This window comes from Kitasatospora sp. NPDC043949 (assembly GCF_056435365.1).
Map to the genome: position 1 here is coordinate 1 of NZ_JBWKEQ010000030.1, position 13701 is coordinate 13701.

The window sequence follows — 13701 nt, forward strand, 5'->3', positions numbered from 1 at the left end:
ACAACGCCCCCCCCGTGGAAACACCCCACCCCCCCCCCCCTCCCCTCCCCCCCCTCCCCCCCCCCCCCCCCCCCCCCCCCCCCCCCCCCCCCCCCCCCCCCCCCCCCCCCCCCCGCCGTCGTTTCCACCCGCCTCAGAACGGCCGCAGCGCCGGCTCCTTGCGCGCCCCGCCGAGCAGCCGCTCCAGCGCCACCTCCACATCGCCCCGCCAGGACAGCGTGGTGCGCGCCTCCAGCCGCAGTCGCGGGTAACGGTGATGCGAGCGGACGGTCTTGAAGCCGACCGCGAGCAGGTGGTCGGCCGGCAGCACGCAGCTGACCGGCTCGGGACCGGCCGAGCCGAAGGCCTCGATCGCCCGCACCCCGCGCCCGAGCAGGTCCTTGGCCACGGTCTGCACCAGCACCCGGCCGAGCCCCTGCCGCTGGTAGCCCGGAACCACCCGGCTGACCATCAGCTGGACGGCGTCCGGCGAGACCGGACTGGTCGGGAAGGACTGCGACCGGGGGACGTAGGCGGGCGGCGCGTACAGCACGAAGCCGGCCGGCTGGTCGTCCACGTAGACGATCCGACCGCAGGACCCCCACTCCAGCAGCACCGCGGAGATCCACCCCTCCTTCTCCAGCTCCGGCTTCCCGGACTCCACCGCCGCCTTCCCGCTGACCGGGTCCAGCTCCCAGAACACGCAGGAGCGGCAGGTCGTCGGCAGATCGGCGAGGTTGTCCAGGGTCAGCGGAGCGATCCGGCGTCCCATGCCCCGCACCTCCTCCTCCACTTCACGGTCGAGCATGCCCCCACAGACGCCGACGGGTGCATGTTTCACGTGAAACAGTGCTCACGCGGAACATGCACCCATCGGGTGTCGTCCCCGGCCCGGCTCAGCCCTGCGACAGCCGCAGACCGTCCTCGCCCGGGGCCAGGCTGTCCAGGATCCGGTTCAGGTCCTCCACCGAACCGAACTCCAGCACCACCTTGCCCTTGCCCAGCTTGCCGCCGCGCTGCGACACCTCAACCTTGACCCGGGTGTCGAAGCGGTCCGACAGCCGGCTCGCCAGATCGTTGAAGGCCGGGGAGATCAGCTTGCCCGCCTTCGGCGCCTGGCGCTTCGGCTTCCGGTCCTCCTCCTCGGCCATCAGCGCGACGATCTCCTCGGTGGTCCGCACCGAGAGGCCCTCCGCGACGATCCGCTTGGCCAACAGCTCCCGCCGCTCGTCGTCCGGCACCCCGAGCAGCGCCCGGGCGTGGCCGGCGGTCAGCACTCCGGCGGCGACCCGGCTCTGCACGGTGGGCGAGAGCTTCAGCAGCCGCAGCGTGTTGGAGACGTGCGAACGCGAGCGGCCGATCCGGTCGGCCAGCTCGTCGTGGGTGCAGGAGAAGTCCCGCAGCAACTGGTCGTAGGCGGCCGCCTCCTCCAACGGGTTCAGCTCGGCCCGGTGCAAGTTCTCCAGCAGGGCGTCCAGCAGCAGCTTGTCGTCCTCGGTGGCGCGGACGATCGCCGGAATCTGCTTCAGCCCGGCCTCCTTGGAGGCGCGCCAGCGGCGCTCGCCCATGATCAGCTCGAAGCGATCGGGCGCGACCTGGCGCACCACGATCGGCTGGAGCAGACCGACCTCCTTGATCGAGACGACCAGCTCGGCCAGCTTGTCGTCGTCGAAGACCTCACGCGGCTGACGCGGGTTGGACGTGATCGCGTCCAGCGGCAGCTCCGCGAAGAAGGCACCGGCCGCCGGCGCCGGCTGCGCCTGCTCGGCCCGCTTCTCCGCGGCCGCCCGGGCCGCCACCGTGCCGCGGCCGGTCGGCAGCGTCGGTACCGAGGTCGGGGACGTCGCGCCGGTCGCCCCCACCGGGGCCGGTGCGGGCGCGGCCCCGCCGTCCACCGGCACGGCGGGGCGGATCAGCGCCTCCAGCCCTCGTCCCAAACCCCTGCGACCGCTCACCGATGACCCTCCGTCGTACCGTGCTGTGCCACCGGGGCTCCGTGCCCCGTACCGCTGCCGTGCCGCTGCTGCCCCAGGAGCGGGCCGCCGCCCGTCCCCGCCGCGCGCAGCCCGAGCTCGCGGGCGGCCTCCAGGTAGGAGAGCGCCCCGGTCGAGCCCGGGTCGTAGGTGAGGACCGTCTGACCGTAGCTGGGCGCCTCCGAGATGCGCACCGAGCGCGGGATCGCGGTGCTCAGCACCTCCTGCGGGAAGTGCGTCCGGACCTCCTCGGCGACCTGGGCGGCCAGCCTGGTCCGGGCGTCGTACATGGTGAGCAGGATGGTCGAGACGTGCAGCGCGGGGTTGAGGTGCGCGCGCACCAGTTCGACGTTGCGCAGGAGCTGGCCCAGGCCCTCCAGCGCGTAGTACTCGCACTGGATCGGGATCAGCACCTCCCGCCCGGCCACCAGGGCGTTGACCGTCAGCAGGCCCAGCGAGGGCGGACAGTCGATCAGGACGTAGTCCAGCGGCTGCTCGTAGGCGGCGATGGCGCGCTGGAGCCGGCTCTCCCGGGCCACCAGCGACACCAGCTCGATCTCGGCGCCGGCCAGGTCGATGGTCGCGGGGACGCAGAACAGCCCCTCGACGTCCACCACCGGCTGCACCACGTCGGCGAGCGGCTTGCCCTCGACCAGGACGTCGTAGACGGAGGGCACCTCGGCGTGGTGGTCGATGCCGAGGGCGGTGGAGGCGTTGCCCTGCGGGTCGAGGTCGACGACCAGGACGCGCAGTCCGTGCATGGCGAGCGAGGCGGCCAGGTTGACGGTGGTGGTGGTCTTGCCGACCCCGCCCTTCTGGTTGGCGACCACGATCACCCGGGTGGCGCCGGGGCGGGGAAGACCCTCACCCGCTCGGCCGATCGCCTGAACCGCAGCCTGGGCAGCCCTCGCGATGGGCGTGTCATCGATCTGGTCGATGGTCTCCGAGTCCTGCATGAGGGTCAGTGTTTCACGTGAAACCGGAGCGGCAACAGTCGCCGCCCGGCTGCGGCCGAGGATTCCCGAGAGCAAGGAGCGACGTTTCACGTGAAACACCATGCCCGCTATGTCGGAAATCTGACGTTGCGACACACCGGTGTCCTCCCGTCGACCGGCCGTCACCCCGACGGCCACCGGAACGCCGACGGGCGGGCGGCTCCCCCCTCAGGAGGAACCACCCGCCCGTCGTCGAGCGTGTCCGGCGTCACCCGCCTCAGCGGCTGCGGCGCCGCCCGCCCCGGCTGCGCTCGCCGGTCCGGGCGCCCGCGTTCCGTCCGGCCCGGGCCGCCTTCGCCCGCCGGGTCGCGGCCTTCACCCCGCCGGGGCTCTCCCCCGCCTTGACCTGGACCACCCGGGTCGAGGTCTCCAGGGTGCCCTCGCCGACCGAGATCACGCTCCACTCGACCGCACCCAGCTTGGTCAGCCCGGCCCGCGAGTCGGCCAGCTCCTGCTCGGCGCTGTCGCCCTTGAGCGCCAGCATCTGCCCGTGCGGACGGAGCAGCGGCATCCCCCAGCCGGCCAGCCGGTCCAGCGGCGCCACCGCCCGAGCGGTCACCACGTCCACCGCGAGCTTGCCGACCATCTCCTCGGCGCGGCCGCGCAGCACCGTGACGTTCTCCAGCCCCAGCTCCCGGACGACCTCCTCCAGGAAGGTGGTCCGCCGCAGCAGCGGCTCCAGCAGCGTCACCGAGACGTCCGGACGGGCCAGCGCCACCGGGATGCCCGGCAGGCCGGCACCGGAGCCGACGTCGCACAGGGTGGAGCCGGCCGGCAGCAGCTCCGCGAGCACCGCGCAGTTGAGGACGTGCCGGTCCCAGAGCCGGGGCACCTCGCGCGGCCCGATCAGCCCGCGCCGCACGCCCGCGGTGGCCAGCAGCTCGGTGTAGCGGACCGCGGCGTCGAAACGATCACCGAAGACCTCCCGGGCGACGGCCGGAGCCTCGGCCAGCTCGGGCACCTCGGTCGCCTCGACCGCCTCGGCGGCCGGCCCCGCAGCGGCCGGATTCACGTCGTCCGCCCCCGGCCGGCCAGCGGCCGCGTTCTCCGTGTCCATCTCGACCTCTCCGATCCCCGGATCCACCGACCCGCTCTCCGCACAGTTTCACGTGAAACATCTCGCGCCGGGCCCACGCCCCGCGAAGGGACGACGACCCCGCCCGCACGAGGCGGACGGGGTCGCGTCCGGTGAAGCCCACCGTCCGCCTCGGCGGCCGGTCGTCGTACCGCCGGCCTCAGACCGGCAGCACGACCACGCACCGCTCGGGCTCCTCGCCCTCCGACTCGCTGCGCAGACCGGCGGCCGCGACCGCGTCGTGGACGACCTTGCGCTCGAAGGGCGTCATCGGCCGCAGCTTGACCTGCTCGCCGCTGCTCTTCGCCTGCTCGGCGGCCTCGGCACCGAGCGCGGCCAGCTCGGAGCGCTTGCGGGCCCGGAAGCCGGCAATGTCCAGCATGAGGCGGCTGCGCTCCCCGGTCTCCCGGTGGACAGCCAACCGGGTCAGCTCCTGCAGCGCCTCCAGCACCTCGCCGTCCTGGCCGACCAGGCGCTGCAGCGCGCGGTCGTTGCCCTCACCGACGATGGAGACCAGGGCGCGGTCGCCCTCGACGTCCATGTCGATGTCACCGTCGAGGTCGGCGATGTCGAGCAGACCCTCCAGGTAGTCCGCCGCGATGTCGCCCTCCTGCTCCAGTCGGGCGATGACGTTCTCGTCGGTGCTGGCGGCGGCCTCGGCCTCGACGGCGGAGGTGGTGCCTTCCGTCACTGATGGACTCCTTCGGAGATGGGCCCAGATTGGTGGGCCGGGAACGAAGCTCTGCGCGCTGTCACAACGGGTCCAGGGCCGGTCAGGACTTCTTCTTCGGCCGCTGGCCGCCACGCTTGGGCTGCTGCCGAGCGGTGCCCGGCTTGGCCGCGCCGGGCTTGGCCGGGCCCTGCTGGGCGGCCGCCGGCTTGGCACCGGAGTCGGCCGGGACGGTGTCGGCGGGCTCCTCGGCCGGGGCCTCGGTGTCCTTGGTCAGGTCGGCGGTCTGCTGACCGGCACCGCTCTGCTGGCGCTGCGCCTTGGTCTGCTTGCGGGGCTGCTGGCGGCGCGCCTGCGCCGACTCCTCGACCACGGCGGCCGCCGCCGAGGCGGCGTCGAGGGTCGACTTGGACGGGGGCAGCAGGCCCCAGAGCGCGCCCTTGATCTCCGAACCGTCCGGGTTCAGCCGGCCGGCCTTCTTCAGGCGGACCTGCCGCTCGTCCCACGCCTTGCTGCCCGGGGTCGGGTTGTTGTGGATGACGATCAGCTGCTGGCCCATCGACCAGACGTTGGTGGTCAGCCAGTAGACCAGGACACCGACGGGGAAGTTGATGCCCATCACGGCGAACATCACCGGGAAGACGTACATCAGCATCTTCTGCTGCTGCATGAACGGCGTCTTGACCGTGAGGTCGACGTTCTTGGTCATCAGCTGGCGCTGGGTGATGAACTGCGACAGCGACATCATGATGATCATCACCGCGGTGACGATCTTGACGCTGGTCTCGTGGCTGCTGACGAAGGTCGCGGAGAGCGGGGCACCGAAGATGTGCGCCTTGCCGGCGCTCAGCAGCAGGTCGCCGTGGATGACGCCGATCGGCTCGCTCTTGGCGACCTTGGCGAGCACGCCGTAGAGGGCGGTGAAGAACGGCGCCTGCACGATGATGGGAAGGCAGCTGGAGAACGGGTTGGTACCCGCCTCCTTGTACAGCTTCATCATCTCTTCGGACTGGCGCTGCTTGTCGTTCTTGTAGCGCTCCTGGATGGCCTTCATCTTCGGCTGGATCGCCTGCATGGCCCGGGTCGCCTTGATCTGCTTCACGAAGAGCGGGATCAGGCAGATCCGGATGACGACCACCATCGAGGCGATGGCCAGACCCCAGGCCCAGCCACCGTCCGGGTCGAAGATGTTGCTGTACAGCGAGTGGAACTGGACGATGATCCAGGACACCGCTGTGTACAGGGGATTCAGGAAGGAGAAGGTCACCGGTCAGGCTCCTTGGACATGTGGATTGGCCCCTCGGGGCCAATGGTCGCCGGGCCCTCGGGGTCCGGACCGGCGGGGGTCGTGGTCACCGGCTGTCCGGTGGCGGACCGGCTGCTCAGCCAGTCTCGCAGCCGCCGGTGCCACACCGGATGCTTACGCGGCGGAACGTGATCGACCCCGCCGGGCGTCCACGGATTGCAGCGCAGGATGCGCCACACGGTCAGTCCGCCGCCCTTGACCGCCCCGTGCACCTTCACGGCCTCGTAGCCGTAGTGCGAGCAGGAGGGGTAGTAGCGGCAGACCGGACCGAGCAGTGGGCTGATGGTCCACTGGTAGACCCTGATCAGACCCATCAGCAGGAACTTCATCGTCCTGCTCCCGTCGGCGCCGTCGTGGCGGACTCCACCTTCAGCAACCGTTTCAGCGCCGCGTCCAGGTCACGTTCGAGGTCCTGGTACGAGGCGGTCGCGGCCTGGGGCAGCGCACGCACCACTATCAGGCTACCGGCGGGCAGCCTGGACAGACGATCACGAACGAGGTGCCGCAACCGGCGCTTGACCAGGTTGCGAACGACCGCCGGGCCGACGGCCTTGCTCACGACGAAACCCGCACGCGCCGAAGGAGTCCCCTCGGCGACGTGCGGGCGGGAGTCGCTGGTCCGGTCGGTCTGCCCCTTGGGGTCGCCTTCTCTGCTGAGATGGACGACCAGAAGGGGCCGGCCGGCCCGGCGACCGCGTTTCACCGCGGTCGCGAAGTCCTGGCGCCGCCGCAGCCGATTCTCGGAGGGCAGCACAACAGACTCTGTCGTGGATCAGGCGGACAGGCTGGTGCGGCCCTTGCCACGGCGGGCAGCCAGGATGGCGCGGCCGGCGCGGGTACGCATACGCAGCCGGAAGCCGTGGGTCTTCGCGCGACGACGGTTGTTCGGCTGGAAGGTGCGCTTGCTCACTCGGGGGCTCCTGAGGTGAATCGTAGGATGACGGGGGATCGCTTGGCCGTCACCGTGCGTCCGCGTGATCTCCCCTGATTCGGAAATCCGACCCATCGCCCCAGTTCGGCTGGGGTTCAGGGCAATCCACGGCGCCCGTGCTGCGCGCCTTATGGAGCGGGTGGACCCGCGGACATGCGGCAGCGGCCATCGACAACTCGACCTGGTTACGGTACGCGGGACGGGGCACGAGGGTCAAACCAGCTTTTTCGAGCGGCCCCCCAGAGGGTGCCCGGAGTCCCCTTCGCCCACAGCCTGTGGACAACGACTTGATCCGGCCCTGTTCGCTGACTACCGTTGCAGGACTTGTCTGGTTTGTTCTTCGTGTTCTTCCTCGTGGGGTCGGTCCGCCGGAGACGGACCCGCCGATCCACAGTCTCCTGATCCACCACCCCCTGCTGGAGCCGCGGGGAACCGAGAAAGCGTGCACCAGTGGCTGATGTCAACAGCGACCTCGTCCCGGTCTGGGCGAGAGTCGTCGAGCGGCTGGTCAGCGACCCGGACGTCGGGGAGATGGACAAGCAGTGGGTGCAGCGCACCCAGCCGATGTGGATGATGCACGACACCGCCCTGCTGGCGACCCCCAACGAGCGGGCCAAGCAGGTGCTGGAGGGCCGGCTGCTGCCGCAGCTCACCGAGGCCCTCAGCCGCGAGCTCAGCCGCCCGGTGCGGATCGCCGTGATGGTCGACGCCAACGCCGTCCCGACCACCCCCGCACCCGCCGCCCAGGCCCCGGCCGAGCCGTACCCCGGCCCGACCGGGGAGGATGCCGGCGGCTACGGCGGCCAGGACTACCAGCAGCCGTACGAGCAGGACTACGACCGGCCCCGCTACGACACCGGCGGCTACGAGCAGCGCCCCGCGCCGTACGGCGGCCCGGCGGCCGGCCCGGCCTGGCCCGGCTACCCCGAGCAGGGTGGCTACCCGGAGCAGGGCGGCGGCTACCCCGACCAGAACGGGTACCAGGAACAGGGCGGCTACCCCGAGCAGGGCGGCGGCTACCAGGAGCAGCCCCCCGGCTACCGCGAGGCCGACGAGCCGTCCCGGCCGGCGCCGCGCCCGATGCCCGGCCCGCCCGCGACCACCCAGGGCGACCTGTTCGGCGGCGCCTACGGCCCCGGCCCGAACGAGCAGCCCCGCGCCGGCGCCGGCCGCCGCGCCCCCGGCTCACGCCCGGCCGGCGGCCGTCCCGCGGACAAGAACGCGCCGGAGCGCGCCACCGAACGCCCGGCCGTCCCCGGCGTGCCCGCCCCGCCCGGCGCCCCGCCGGCCGGCGGCTCCCGCAAGGACGAGCCGGCCGCCCGGCTGAACCCCAAGTACCTCTTCGACACCTTCGTCATCGGCGCCAGCAACCGCTTCGCGCACGCGGCGGCGGTGGCGGTCGCCGAGGCCCCGGCCAAGGCGTACAACCCGCTCTTCATCTACGGCGAGTCCGGGCTGGGCAAGACCCACCTGCTGCACGCCATCGGGCACTACTCGCGCAGCCTCTTCCCGGGCACCCGGGTGCGCTACGTGTCCTCGGAGGAGTTCACCAACGAGTTCATCAACTCGATCCGGGACGGCAAGGCGGACACCTTCCGCCGGCGCTACCGGGACATGGACATCCTGCTCGTGGACGACATCCAGTTCCTCGCGAGCAAGGAGTCCACGCAGGAGGAGTTCTTCCACACCTTCAACACCCTGCACAACGCGAACAAGCAGATCGTGCTCTCCTCGGACCGGCCGCCCAAGCTGCTGACCACGCTGGAGGACCGGCTGCGCAACCGCTTCGAGTGGGGCCTGATCACCGACGTCACCCCGCCGGAGCTGGAGACCCGGATCGCGATCCTGCGCAAGAAGGCGATCCAGGAGCAACTCAACGCCCCGGCCGACGTGTTGGAGTTCATCGCGTCCCGGATCACCCGCAACATCCGGGAGTTGGAGGGCGCCCTGATCCGGGTCACCGCCTTCGCCAACCTCAACCGGGCGCCGGTGGACCTGGAGTTGGCCGGGATCGTCCTCAAGGACCTGATCCCGGGCGGGGACGAGGACGCCGGGCCGGAGATCACCGCGCAGGTCATCATGCAGCAGACCGCCGCGTACTTCGGGCTGGGTGTGGACGACCTCTGCGGATCCTCGCGCAGCCGCGTCCTGGTGACGGCCCGTCAGATCGCCATGTACCTCTGCCGGGAGCTGACCGACCTCTCGCTGCCGAAGATCGGCGCGCAGTTCGGCGGCCGCGACCACACCACGGTGATGCACGCGGACCGCAAGATCCGCTCGCTGATGGCCGAGCGCCGGTCGATCTACAACCAGGTCACCGAGCTGACCAACCGCATCAAGAGCTAGCCGCAGGGCCGGTGGCGGGCCGGGGCCGGATCCGGCGCCGAGGTGGCCGGAAAGGGCGTCAGGAGCGATCCTGACGCCCTTTTCTCATGTCCGCAGGTGTGCCTCGGGCGCCGGCTGGGCAGAGATGCCGTCGACGGACGTTGCGCCAGTCCACAGCCCGCGCCGAACATCTGACCGGTGATTCGAAAACCGGGGCCGCGCAGGGCAGTTGTCCACAGGGCGGGCACCTTCCCCGTAGTCCACAGGCCGGGGCGTCCGAAGTTATCCAGAATTCGTCCACAGGCGTGTCGCCGCTACGCTCTTCCGCGCAGGTCAGGTGCCTGTGGATTTGTGCACAACCGTTATCCACAGGGTGTGGACAATTGACGGGCCGCCAATGGGCCATCCGGGTTGTCCACCGGTTGTCCCCAGGGGAGGGGCGGTTATCCCCAGGTTGTCCACAGCATGATCCACAGTTCGACAAGCGTGGGGCGGCGTTCATGCCCTGGTGTGAAAGGCGTCACGTAAAGTTGACCGACACCCGTGGATAACCGGGCCCGGATCTGGGGACAGCCCTGGGGATAACCTGTGGATACCCAGCGTGCCCTGTGGGTAACGCTCCGCTGTCCACAGCACCGCGTGTTCGTCCACAGCCGCCGTCCACACCCGCTGTGGACAAAAAAGTGGGTCTGACCTGGGGAAACGGGGTTATCCACGGTTTCCACAGGCCCTACTACTACCACTACACATTTAGACCCATCGACTCGCTTGAAAGTGGGTGGGCCCCGAATCTGTGGACAACCGCGCCCCGACATCTGTTCGGCTTGCTTCCGCCCGTCTGCCCCGTCTGTCGGCGGAGTACGTCAGACTGTCCTCGGCGACTGGAAGCGGAGTGGCACAGCTCGGTGGACAGCCCGACCGACGATCATGATCAGACGAACCAGAGTGCGAGCGGGAGCGCTCGATCCAGGAGGCGGTTACCGGTGAAGTTCCGGGTGGAGCGTGACGTCCTCGCGGAGGCGGTGGCCTGGGCTGCCCGCAGCCTCCCGGCACGGCCGCCGGTGCCGGTGCTGGCCGGCCTGCTGCTGACGGCACAGGACGGCAGCCTGGCGCTGTCCGGCTTCGACTACGAGGTCTCGGCCCGGGTCGAGCTGGAAGCCGACATCGAGGAGGCCGGCACCGTCCTGGTCTCCGGTCGGCTGCTGAACGACATCTCGCGCAACCTGCCGAACCGGCCGGTGGAGATCTCCACCGACGGCCAGCGGGTCAGCGTGGTCTGCGGCAGTTCCCGATTCACCCTCCCCACCCTCCCGGTGGACGAGTACCCGGCGCTGCCCCAGATGCCGACCGCCACGGGCACCGTCTCGGGCGACGTGTTCGCCTCCGCGGTCAGCCAGGCCGCGGTGGCCGCCGGCCGCGACGACACCCTCCCGGTGCTCACCGGTGTCCGGGTCGAGATCGAGGGCGACCGGATCACCCTGGCCGCCACCGACCGCTACCGCTTCGCGGTCCGCGACCTGCTGTGGAAGCCCGAGCAGTCGGACATCTCGGCCGTCGCCCTGGTGCCCGCCAAGACGCTGCAGGACATCGCCAAGTCCCTGGGCAGCGGCGACAACGTCTCGATCGCGCTCTCCTCGGGCGGCGCGGGCGAGGGCCTGATCGGCTTCGAGGGCGCCGGCCGCCGGACGACCACGCGGCTGCTGGAGGGCGAGTTCCCCAAGTTCCGCAGCCTGTTCCCGACGGAGTTCAGCGCCGTCGCCGCGATCCAGACCCAGCCCTTCCTGGAGGCGCTCAAGCGCGTCTCGCTGGTCGCCGAGCGCAACACCCCGGTCCGGCTCAGCTTCGAGCAGGGCGTGCTGACCCTGGAGGCGGGCTCGGGCGACGACGCCCAGGCCACCGAGCGGATCGACGCCGACCTGGAGGGCGACGACATCTCGATCGCCTTCAACCCGGGCTACCTGGAGGAGGGCCTCAAGGCCATCGACTCCGCCTACGCCCAGCTGAGCTTCACCACGCCGACCAAGCCCGCGCTGCTCAGCGGCAAGGCCTCGGTGGACGCCGAGGAGGACAAGGCGTACCAGTACCTGATCATGCCGGTCCGCCTCTCCGGCTGACCTCGCGGCCGCTGCCCGCAGGCCGTCACCCACAGGCTGTGCACACCGGCTGTGCACAGCCTGTGGTCGTCCTCCCCCGGTCGGCCCGACCACAGGGAGCCGCCACCGCCGCAGCGCGTAGGCTCGGGGCGTGCGGCAACGGCGCCGCCGGCAGGCACGTCACCACAGGTAAGGACTTGGTCATGGAGCTCGGCCTCATCGGTCTCGGCAAGATGGGCGGCAACATGCGCGAGCGGATCCGCCGCGCCGGCCACACCGTCATCGGCTACGACCGCAACCCGGACATCTCCGACGTCGAGAGCCTCCAGGAGCTCGTCTCCAAGCTGCAGGGCCCGCGGGTGATCTGGGTGATGGTCCCGGCCGGCGCCGCCACCCAGGCGACCGTCGACGAGCTCGCCGAGCTGCTCTCCCCCGGCGACGTGGTGGTCGACGGCGGCAACTCCCGCTGGACCGACGACATCAAGCACGCCGAGGCGCTGGCCGCCAAGGACATCGGCTTCGTCGACTGCGGCGTCTCCGGCGGCGTCTGGGGCCTGGAGAACGGCTACGCCCTGATGTACGGCGGCGACGCCGAGCACGTGGCCCGCGTCCAGCCGGTGTTCGACTCGCTCAAGCCCGAGGGCGACTTCGGCTCGGTGCACGCGGGTGCCGTGGGCGCCGGCCACTTCGCCAAGATGGTCCACAACGGCATCGAGTACGCGATGATGCAGGCGTTCGCCGAGGGCTGGGAGCTCCTGGAGGCCGCCCCCGAGGTCACCGACGTGCGCGAGGTCTTCCGCAGCTGGCAGGAGGGCACCGTCATCCGCTCCTGGCTGCTGGACCTGGCCGTCCGCGCGCTGGACGACGACGAGCACCTGGCGAAGCTGCGCGGCTGGGCCGCCGACTCCGGTGAGGGCCGCTGGACCGTCGAGGCCGCGATCGACCACGCGGTGCCGCTGCCGGCGATCACCGCCTCGCTGTTCGCCCGCTTCGCCTCCCGCCAGGACGACTCGCCGCAGATGAAGATGATCGCCGCGCTGCGCAACCAGTTCGGCGGCCACGCGGTCGAGTCCAAGTAACCCGCACCTCCCCAGAAGGCGAGCGCAGTCCACAGCCATGCACGTCGCGCATCTGTCGCTCGCCGACTTCCGGTCGTACGCCCGGGTCGAGGTTCCCCTCGACCCGGGCGTGACGGCCTTCGTCGGGCCCAACGGCCAGGGCAAGACCAACCTGGTCGAGGCGGTCGGCTACGTCGCCACGCTGGGCAGCCACCGGGTCGCCACCGACGCCCCACTGATCCGGCTGGGCGCCGAGCGGGCGGTGGTCCGCACCTCGGTGGTGGACCGCGGCCGCACCACCCTGGTCGAGCTGGAGCTGACCCCGGGCAAGGCCAACCGGGCCCGGATCAACCGCTCCGACAACGTCCGCCCGCGCGACGTGCTGGGCCTGCTGCGGACCGTCCTGTTCGCGCCCGAGGACCTCAGCCTGGTCAAGGGCGACCCGGGTGAGCGCCGCCGTTTCCTGGACGAGCTGCTGACCGCCCGGGCCCCCCGGCTGGCCGGGGTCCGACAGGACTACGAGAGGGTCCTCAAGCAGCGCAACGCCCTGCTGAAGACCGCCGCGATGGCCCGCCGGGCCGGTGGCGGCAAGGGCGCCGACCTCTCCACCCTGGAGGTCTGGGACGGCCATCTGGCAAGGGCCGGAGCCGAGTTGACGGCCTTCCGGATCCAGCTGGTGGCTTCCCTCCAGCCGTTGGTGGCGGCCGCGTACGGGCAGCTGGCCCCGGGCGGTGGCGACACCGTCCTGGAGTACCGCAGCTCCTTCGAGGGCGGGCTGCCGACCAGCCGCGAGCAGGCCGAGGAGCAGCTGCTGAACGCGTTGCAGGCGGTCCGCAAGCAGGAGGTGGACCGGGGCATCACCCTGGTCGGCCCGCACCGCGACGAGCTGGTGCTCAGCCTCGGCCCGCTGCCCGCCAAGGGCTACGCGAGCCACGGCGAGTCCTGGTCGTTCGCGCTGGCGCTGCGGCTGGCCTCGTACGAGCTGCTGCGCGCCGACGGCGGCGAGCCGGTGCTGATCCTGGACGACGTGTTCGCCGAGCTGGACGCGGCCCGCCGGGACCGGCTGGCCGAACTGGTGGCCGGCGGCGAGCAGGTGCTGGTCACCGCGGCGGTCGCCGAGGACGTGCCGAAGACGCTGGCCGGCGCCCGGTTCGCGGTCGCCGACGGCGCCGTCCGCCGGATCGACGCCTGACTCCCCCCGCACCTTCGCAATCGCCGTCCGGGCACTCCCGTAGGCTGGACGGCTCACCGGCGCGCGTCCGCGACCGTTGTCCACAGGCTGGGGAAAGGAGATCG

Annotated in this window: 13 protein-coding genes; 4 read left to right on the forward strand and 9 right to left on the reverse strand. The window is 71.3% G+C overall.

The genetic code is table 11. From position 1 onward, the window contains the following. Positions 1-133: 133 nt before the first annotated feature. The 9 genes from AC07AL_RS23555 to rpmH all read right to left on the reverse strand — a co-directional run bounded on the left by AC07AL_RS23555 (position 134) and on the right by rpmH (position 6908). The gene (locus AC07AL_RS23555) at positions 134-751 is read right to left on the reverse strand and encodes a GNAT family N-acetyltransferase (RefSeq protein ID WP_350876727.1); all 618 of its coding nucleotides are present in this window, start codon (positions 749-751) and stop codon (positions 134-136) included. A 124-nt stretch (positions 752-875) separates the two neighbouring features. Beyond that, positions 876-1934 (reverse strand): ParB/RepB/Spo0J family partition protein, encoded by a 1059-nt coding sequence (locus tag AC07AL_RS23560; RefSeq protein WP_363579872.1) that lies wholly within the window; start codon positions 1932-1934, stop codon positions 876-878. Continuing rightward, a complete protein-coding gene (locus AC07AL_RS23565; RefSeq protein ID WP_350876943.1) occupies positions 1931-2881 on the reverse strand; it encodes a ParA family protein in 951 nt (316 codons plus the stop codon). Before AC07AL_RS23565 ends, AC07AL_RS23560 begins: the two co-directional genes overlap by 4 nt. Before the next feature lie 283 nt (positions 2882-3164). Continuing rightward, positions 3165-4004: a 16S rRNA (guanine(527)-N(7))-methyltransferase RsmG gene (gene rsmG, locus AC07AL_RS23570; RefSeq protein WP_363579873.1), complete on the reverse strand. Its 840-nt coding sequence runs from the start codon at positions 4002-4004 to the stop codon at positions 3165-3167. Between the two features lie 178 nt (positions 4005-4182). Further along, on the reverse strand, positions 4183-4713 hold the full coding sequence (locus AC07AL_RS23575) for a Jag family protein (protein ID WP_063348467.1): 531 nt from the start codon (positions 4711-4713) through the stop codon (positions 4183-4185). A gap of 82 nt (positions 4714-4795) precedes the next feature. After that, the gene (gene yidC, locus AC07AL_RS23580) at positions 4796-5959 is read right to left on the reverse strand and encodes a membrane protein insertase YidC (RefSeq protein ID WP_363579875.1); all 1164 of its coding nucleotides are present in this window, start codon (positions 5957-5959) and stop codon (positions 4796-4798) included. After that, positions 5956-6327: a membrane protein insertion efficiency factor YidD gene (gene yidD, locus AC07AL_RS23585; protein ID WP_063348465.1), complete on the reverse strand. Its 372-nt coding sequence runs from the start codon at positions 6325-6327 to the stop codon at positions 5956-5958. The genes yidC and yidD overlap by 4 nt, the downstream gene beginning before the upstream one ends. After that, complete coding sequence (gene rnpA / locus AC07AL_RS23590) at positions 6324-6752, reverse strand: ribonuclease P protein component (RefSeq protein WP_350876735.1); 429 nt, start codon at positions 6750-6752, stop codon at positions 6324-6326. Before rnpA ends, yidD begins: the two co-directional genes overlap by 4 nt. An 18-nt stretch (positions 6753-6770) precedes the next feature. Continuing rightward, the gene (rpmH, locus tag AC07AL_RS23595) at positions 6771-6908 is read right to left on the reverse strand and encodes a 50S ribosomal protein L34 (RefSeq protein WP_030392420.1); all 138 of its coding nucleotides are present in this window, start codon (positions 6906-6908) and stop codon (positions 6771-6773) included. A gap of 471 nt (positions 6909-7379) precedes the next feature. Here rpmH and dnaA point away from each other — a divergent pair, with 471 nt between their 5' ends. From dnaA to recF, 4 genes are all read left to right on the forward strand, one after another. Continuing rightward, entirely contained in the window at positions 7380-9275 is a 1896-nt protein-coding gene (dnaA, locus tag AC07AL_RS23600; RefSeq protein WP_400804303.1) for a chromosomal replication initiator protein DnaA, read from the forward strand. 962 nt (positions 9276-10237) lie between these two features. Next, positions 10238-11368, forward strand: a complete 1131-nt coding sequence (dnaN, locus tag AC07AL_RS23605) for a DNA polymerase III subunit beta (RefSeq protein WP_363579877.1) — start codon at positions 10238-10240, stop codon at positions 11366-11368. Between the two features lie 182 nt (positions 11369-11550). Then, positions 11551-12426 (forward strand): phosphogluconate dehydrogenase (NAD(+)-dependent, decarboxylating), encoded by an 876-nt coding sequence (gene gnd, locus AC07AL_RS23610; RefSeq protein WP_363628005.1) that lies wholly within the window; start codon positions 11551-11553, stop codon positions 12424-12426. Positions 12427-12463: 37 nt separating this feature from the next. Continuing rightward, the gene (recF, locus tag AC07AL_RS23615) at positions 12464-13597 is read left to right on the forward strand and encodes a DNA replication/repair protein RecF (RefSeq protein ID WP_363579879.1); all 1134 of its coding nucleotides are present in this window, start codon (positions 12464-12466) and stop codon (positions 13595-13597) included. Positions 13598-13701 lie beyond the last annotated feature (104 nt).

What these genes read in the sequence shown, in the direction of transcription:
- AC07AL_RS23555 (WP_350876727.1), bottom strand. Translation starts at nt 751, where the DNA reads ATGGGACGCCGGATCGCTCCGCTGACCCTGGACAACCTCGCCGATCTG.
- rsmG (WP_363579873.1), bottom strand. Translation starts at nt 4,004, where the DNA reads ATGGACACGGAGAACGCGGCCGCTGGCCGGCCGGGGGCGGACGACGTG.
- yidD (WP_063348465.1), bottom strand. Translation starts at nt 6,327, where the DNA reads ATGAAGTTCCTGCTGATGGGTCTGATCAGGGTCTACCAGTGGACCATC.
- gnd (WP_363628005.1), top strand. Translation starts at nt 11,551, where the DNA reads ATGGAGCTCGGCCTCATCGGTCTCGGCAAGATGGGCGGCAACATGCGC.
- recF (WP_363579879.1), top strand. Translation starts at nt 12,464, where the DNA reads ATGCACGTCGCGCATCTGTCGCTCGCCGACTTCCGGTCGTACGCCCGG.